Below are 5,757 nucleotides of genomic sequence, written 5' to 3'. Positions count from 1 at the left end.
CGGGATACCGGCCCGACCAGGCCGGGCTGATCGACGACTACCTGGCCGCCAACCCGACCCGCGACCGCGGCCTGGACCTGCTGCCGCTGCTGCTGAGCCTGGACCCGGAACGGGTGCGGGCCCGGCTACCCTATGAGAAGATCGCCGCCCGCCCGGTGTTCCACTACCGCCTGCCCCAGGCCCATCCCGGCGTTCCCGGCTGGAGCATCGCCGCGGATTGGAACCGCTGGGTGGAGGTCGAGCGGCTGGCGGCGGACAGCGATCGGCTGGCCACGGCGGCCGAAGCCTGGCTGGCGGGTGGATCAGGTTCCGGCGCAGTCTGAAATCCCCACCCCGTCATCCCCACGAAAGCGGGGATCTCGAGACGCTCTGGCCGGATGAAGATTCCCGCGGGAATGACGACAAAGGGAAAGCGCGGACCGCCGCTACCCCGCCATCCGCGCGCGGCGGGCCTCGATCGCGTCCCACAAGATGGCCTCGATCTTCACCCCGTCGAGCCGGTTGATCTCGTGGATGCCGGTCGGCGAGGTGACGTTGATCTCGGTCAGGTAGTCGCCGATCACGTCGATGCCGACGAAGATCTGGCCGGTGGCCCGCAGGTCCGGGCCGATGCGGGCGCAGATCTCGCGCTCGCGCTCGGTCAGCGTGGTTTTCTGCGCCCGGCCGCCGACATGCAGGTTGGCGCGCGATTCGCCCTCCGCCGGCATGCGGCTGACGGCGCCCACCGGCTCGCCCTCGATCAGGATGATGCGCTTGTCGCCCTTCCGGATCTCCGGCAGGTAGCGCTGGATCATGATCGGCTCGCGGTACATCCGCTCATAGACCTCGAGCAGCGACACCAGGTTCTCGTCATCCGGCCGGATGCGGAACACGCCGGCGCCGCCATTGCCGTAAAGCGGCTTGACAATGATGTCGCCATGCTCCTGCCGGAAGGCGCGGATCTCGTCGCGGTCGGAGGTGATCAGGGTCGGTGGCATCAGCTCCGGGTAGTGCGTGACCAGCAGCTTCTCCGGCGCGTTGCGCACCTCCTTCGGGTCGTTCACCACCAGCACCCGGTCCGCGACATGCTCCAGCAGATGCGTCGCGGTGATGTAGCCCATATCGAAGGGCGGATCCTGGCGCATCAGGATGACGTCGACGGCGCCGAGATCGACCGTCTCCCACTCCCCGAAGGTGAAATGGGCGCCGCGCACCGCCTGCACCGTCAGCGGCCGGGCCTTGGCCGTCAGCCTTCCGTCGCGCAGCGACAGCGCCCGCGGCAGGTAGTGCCACAGGCGATGGCCGCGCGCCTGCGCCTCCAGCGCCATGGCGAAGGTCGAATCCCCGCCGATGTCGATGGTCTCGATCGGATCCATCTGGATGGCGACGGCAAGGCTCATGGTTGCCTCTGTCAATTCAGGCTGGTGCGGAAGGATTGCAGCAGGATCGCCGCCTCGTGGCGCTGGGTCTCCGGCTCACCGGGGGCGGAGACGTAGCGGTCGAGCGCGTCGATCGCCGCGCGCATGTTGCCGAGCCGGGCGTAGAGGATGCCGGCCTCGCGCAGCAGCGGCGCGTGCAGGGGGGCGAAGCGGCGCATCGCCTCGATCACCGACAGCGCCTTGCCGAAATCGCCGGCACGGATGTGGCGGACCTTCAGGTTGTTCTGCAGCCGCAGCAGGATGTCGCGGTCCGACACCGGCTCGTAATGCTCGGGCATCAACTCGGCCCCGGCATCGAGCACGGCCTTCAAGAGGTCGCGCAGCTCGCCCGGGCCGCGCTTCATGCCGGCGTGGAACGGGTCGAGGATGGTGCGGGCCCCGCCGGCGTCGAGCCGGACCAGGAAATGGCTCGGGAAGTTCAGCCCGACCATGGTCCAGCCCTGGGCCCGGGCGACGTGCAGGTAGAGGATGCCGAGCGTCACCGGCAGGCCCTTCCGCCGGTCGATCACCCGCATCAGGTTGGCGTTCTGCAGGTCGTCATAGCTGTCGACGTCGCCGGCATAGCCCCAGCGCCGCGCCAGCACCGCGGTCAGGGACTCGGAGGGCGGCATCTTCTCCGCCTCGCGCGCGACGTCGCCGACCAGCTGGTCGAGGTGGCGGCGATACCAGTCGAAGCCGACGCCGCGCGGCCGGTCGAGCGCCGCCAGCGCCAGGGCTGCCTCGGCGAGATCGATGGCGTCGTCCGGCTGAGCGCCGGCGCGGTCGAGTATCGACTGGATCGTCGGGTCCATGAGTCCTGACTTAGCCCGATACCGCCTGGGATTCCACTACCGATCGAACGGGCTGTCGGGTGAAAGTTCCGAACCATCCCCCTTCTGTCATTGCCGGGCTTGACCTGGCAATCCAGGGGCCGCCGGGAGCGGCTCTGGAAAGCCCCTGGATCCTCGGGTCGAGCCCGAGGATGACAGTCTGCGGAGACATGCTCCCCCACCCGATGGCTCTTGCTACCGATCGACCTGCCACGCATCGGCAATATGGACGGGCCAGCGCCAGGGCCGCACCACCACCAGATCGAAGCGCAGGTCATGGTCCCGGGCGTAGCGCGGCTGCTGCGCCAGGAACAGCGTCGCGGCCCGCCGCAGCCGCTCGCGCTGGCGCGGCTGCAGGGCCAGCATCCCCGCGGCCAGGTCGGGCCGCGCCTTGACCTCGACGAAGGCGACGGTGCGGCCGCGGCAGGCGACGATGTCGACCTCGCCCAGCGGTGTCTTCAGCCGCCGCGCCAGGATGCGCCAGCCCTTGAGCCGCAGCAGCCAGGCGGCCGCGCGCTCGGCCCGGTGGCCGAAGGTCTCGGCGCGGCGTCGGGACTCGTCCCTGGGGCGGTCACGCCTCATCGGCGGCGAGGTCGAGCGCCAGGCGGTAGACCTCGCGCTTCGGCTCCCCGGTCGCCGCCGCCACGGCCTCGACCGCGTCGCGCAGGCTCATGGTGGCGAGCGCGCGGCGCAGCTGGCCGGCGAGATCCTCCTCGCTCGGCCGCGCCGCCGCGCCGGGCGGGCCGATGACGATGACGATCTCGCCCTTCGGCGGCCCGGCCTCGGCGTAGTGCGCCGCCAGATCCGGCAGCGGGCCGCGGCGCACCTCCTCGAACAGCTTGGTCAGCTCGCGCGTCACCGCCGCCTCGCGGTCGCCCAGCACCGCCGCCAGGTCGGCCAGGCATTCCGGCAGGCGGTGCGGCGCCTCGAACAGGATCAGCGTGGCGGCGATCGGCGCCAGCTCCTGCAGGAAGGTCCGGCGGGCGGCGGATTTCGGCGGCGGGAACCCGGCGAACAGGAAGCGGTCCGACGGCAGGCCGGACAGCAGCAGGCCGGTCAGCGGCGCCGAGGCGCCGGGCAGGCAGGTGACCGGCAGCCCCTCATCCCGCGCCGCCCGGGCCAGCTTGAAGCCGGGGTCGGAGATCATCGGCATGCCGGCGTCGGAGACCAGCGCGATGGCCTGGCCCTCGGCCACCCGGCGCAGGATCTGCGGCCGCATCTCGGCGGCGTTGTGCTCGTGATAGGGAATCAGCTTGGTGCCGATGCCGTAGAGCGACAGCAGCTTGCGGGTGGTGCGGGTGTCCTCGCAGGCGATGGCGTCGGCGCCGCGGAGCAAATCCAGCGCCCGGAGCGTTATGTCGCCGGCATTGCCGATGGGGACCGCCGTCAGGTACAGGCCTGGCGCCGGTTTACTCGGCGATGCAGCACCGGTAGGGTCGGCGGCAGAGGGCCGCCGCTGCCCGGCGCCGGTCGATTGTCGAGAGTGAGGGGGCGTCCGTGACAAGACTTGCGACAGTCGCAGAGGGGTCGATGGGTGGAGGCCGCGCGAAGCTGCGCCGCCTCGTCCGGCTGGCAGGGGCCGCCGCGATGGCGGCGGCGCTCGCCGCCTGTGCTCAGTTCCAGACCGTACAGAGGCCGGCCCCGATCGCGCAAGCGCCGACGCAGCAGCCGACCGCGCCGACCCGCCCGAATGACGGCGTGCTGCGGGTCGGGCTGCTGCTGCCGCTGTCCGGCAGCAATGCCAGCCTGGGCGAGGCGATGCAGCGCGCGGCGCAGATGGCGGTGTTCGACACCGGCACCCAGGTCGTGCTGCTGCCGCGAGACACCGGCGACAATGCCAGCGCCGCCAGCCAGTCCGCGCAGGCGGTGATCGCCCAGGGCGCCGACATCATCCTCGGCCCGCTGTTCAGCAAGGCGGTCTCGCCCGTGGCGCAGCAGGCCCGCGCGGCCGGGATCAACGTCGTCTCCTTCAGCACCGACACCGCCCAGGCCGGCGGCAACGTGTTCCTGCTGAGTGTGCTGCAGCAGCAGGCGATCGACCGGATTGTCGGCTACGGCGTCAACCACGGCATGCGCCGCTACGCCTTCCTGGCGCCGAACACCCAATACGGCCAGCTGATGCGCAAGGCGATGGCCGACGCCGCCGCCAAATACGGCGCCGAGGTGCCGGTGGTCGAGCTGTACGACAGCAAGCTGAGCGACCCGACCCCGCTGCAGCAGAAGCTGCAGGCCACGCCGGTGGACGCGGTGCTGGTGGCCGATGTCGGCAGCCGGCTGGGCGTGGTGGCGCCGATGCTGGGCTATTCCGGCGTCACCGCCAAGCTGATGGGCACCGGCCAGTGGGACGATCCATCGGTCAACCGCCAGTCCTACCTGGCCGGCGCCTGGTACGCCGCGCCCGACCCGTCGCGTCGCGCCGATTTCGAGAGCCGCTACGCCCAGCAGTTCGGCGCCCCGCCGCCGCGGCTGGCGACGCTGGCCTATGACGCGGTGGCGCTGACCGCGGCGCTGGCGAACCAGCCGGCGAGCGGCGGCAACCCCTTCACCACCGCGGCGCTGCAGGACCCCAACGGCTTCGTCGGCCTGGACGGCATCTTCCGATTCGGCCCGGACGGGCTGGTGCAGCGCGGCCTCGCGGTGCTGGAGGCGCAGCCGGGCGGCCCGACCGTCCTCGAAGCGGCACCGGACAGCTTCTCCGGCGCCGCGTTTTAGGATAGGTACGACACCTCCACTCGGGTAAACAGGCGCTTATGACGTTGTTGTGACGTTGTTTCGCCGGGAGATGCCGATGTCGACCGTTCAGCCGAGCCGGCCGAACGAACAGCCGGGCGGGGGCGGGCTGCCCCCCGAGGCCCCCGTCGAGATCGAGCTGAAGCTGCGCGTGGCGCCGGGCGATCTCGACCGGCTGCGCGGCGCCGAATTCCTGGCGCGGATCGCGGCCGGGCCGGGCACCACCCGGTCGCTGACCTCCTTCTACTACGACACGCCGGACTGCGCGCTGCAGCGCCGCGGCGTGACCCTGCGCGTGCGCCGCATCGGCCAGCGCTTCGTCCAGAGCCTGAAGACCGAGCGCCACGGCGATGGCCTGGCCCGCGGCGAGTGGGAGGTGGCACTGCCGGCGATGGTGCCGGCACCCGACGCCTTCGACGACCCGGCGGCCAAGGCGCTGCTGGACGGCGTGCCGGTCGAGGCGCTGACCCACCTGTTCACCTCCCGCATCCAGCGCGAGACCCGGATCCTGTCGTTGCCGGACGCGGTGGTCGAGTGCGCCTTCGACACCGGCACGATCGAGACCCGCGACGCCAGCGACCCGGTGGCGGAGATCGAGCTGGAGCTGAAGGAGGGCCGCGCCGCCGCTCTGTACCGGCTGGCGCTGTCCTTCCTGGACGAGATCCCGCTGCGGGTCAGCGAGGTGACCAAGGCGGAGCGTGGCTATCGCCTGGTGGTGCGCCGCCCGCCCGGGGTGATGTACGACCCGAAGACGCCGCTGACCTCGGGCATGACGGTGGACGAGGCGATCGCCACCGTGC

At 71.4% G+C, this 5,757-nt stretch carries 7 protein-coding genes; 3 read left to right on the top strand and 4 right to left on the bottom strand.

The features are described 5' to 3' along the window. On the top strand, positions 1-323 hold a 323-nt coding region (locus ABDW35_RS30830), incomplete at its 5' end, for an amidoligase family protein (RefSeq protein WP_343717666.1). A 102-nt stretch (positions 324-425) separates the two neighbouring features. On the opposite strand, the gene gshB is transcribed toward ABDW35_RS30830, so the two are convergent. From gshB to rsmI, 4 genes are all read right to left on the bottom strand, one after another. After that, positions 426-1,379, bottom strand: a complete 954-nt coding sequence (gshB, locus tag ABDW35_RS30825; protein WP_343717665.1) for a glutathione synthase — start codon at positions 1,377-1,379, stop codon at positions 426-428. An 11-nt stretch (positions 1,380-1,390) separates the two neighbouring features. Beyond that, positions 1,391-2,209 (bottom strand): transglutaminase-like domain-containing protein, encoded by an 819-nt coding sequence (locus tag ABDW35_RS30820; RefSeq protein ID WP_343717664.1) that lies wholly within the window; start codon positions 2,207-2,209, stop codon positions 1,391-1,393. 213 nt (positions 2,210-2,422) lie between these two features. Beyond that, positions 2,423-2,809, bottom strand: coding sequence for a YraN family protein (locus ABDW35_RS30815; RefSeq protein WP_343717663.1), 387 nt, complete (start codon positions 2,807-2,809; stop codon positions 2,423-2,425). After that, entirely contained in the window at positions 2,799-3,617 is an 819-nt protein-coding gene (gene rsmI, locus ABDW35_RS30810; RefSeq protein ID WP_343717667.1) for a 16S rRNA (cytidine(1402)-2'-O)-methyltransferase, read from the bottom strand. Before rsmI ends, ABDW35_RS30815 begins: the two co-directional genes overlap by 11 nt. Positions 3,618-3,757: 140 nt before the next feature. Between rsmI and ABDW35_RS30805 the strand changes: the two genes are divergently transcribed. Together ABDW35_RS30805 and ABDW35_RS30800 are read left to right on the top strand one after the other, a co-directional pair. Continuing rightward, on the top strand, positions 3,758-4,939 hold the full coding sequence (locus tag ABDW35_RS30805) for a penicillin-binding protein activator (protein ID WP_343717662.1): 1,182 nt from the start codon (positions 3,758-3,760) through the stop codon (positions 4,937-4,939). Between the two features lie 76 nt (positions 4,940-5,015). Continuing rightward, positions 5,016-5,757, top strand: a 742-nt coding sequence (locus ABDW35_RS30800; RefSeq protein ID WP_343717661.1) for a CYTH domain-containing protein, incomplete at its 3' end; no start/stop codon positions are given.

Source organism: Inquilinus sp., assembly GCF_039594555.1.
Classification (GTDB): Bacteria; Pseudomonadota; Alphaproteobacteria; order DSM-16000; family Inquilinaceae; genus Inquilinus.
Note: the sequence above shows the minus strand (reverse complement) of the source record. Positions and strands in the feature narration are given on the sequence as shown.

Excerpts from the sequence above, each read along its gene's own strand:
- gshB (WP_343717665.1), bottom strand. The coding sequence starts at position 1,379 with ATGAGCCTTGCCGTCGCCATCCAGATGGATCCGATCGAGACCATCGAC.
- ABDW35_RS30820 (WP_343717664.1), bottom strand. The coding sequence starts at position 2,209 with ATGGACCCGACGATCCAGTCGATACTCGACCGCGCCGGCGCTCAGCCG.
- ABDW35_RS30815 (WP_343717663.1), bottom strand. The coding sequence starts at position 2,809 with ATGAGGCGTGACCGCCCCAGGGACGAGTCCCGACGCCGCGCCGAGACC.
- ABDW35_RS30805 (WP_343717662.1), top strand. The coding sequence starts at position 3,758 with ATGGGTGGAGGCCGCGCGAAGCTGCGCCGCCTCGTCCGGCTGGCAGGG.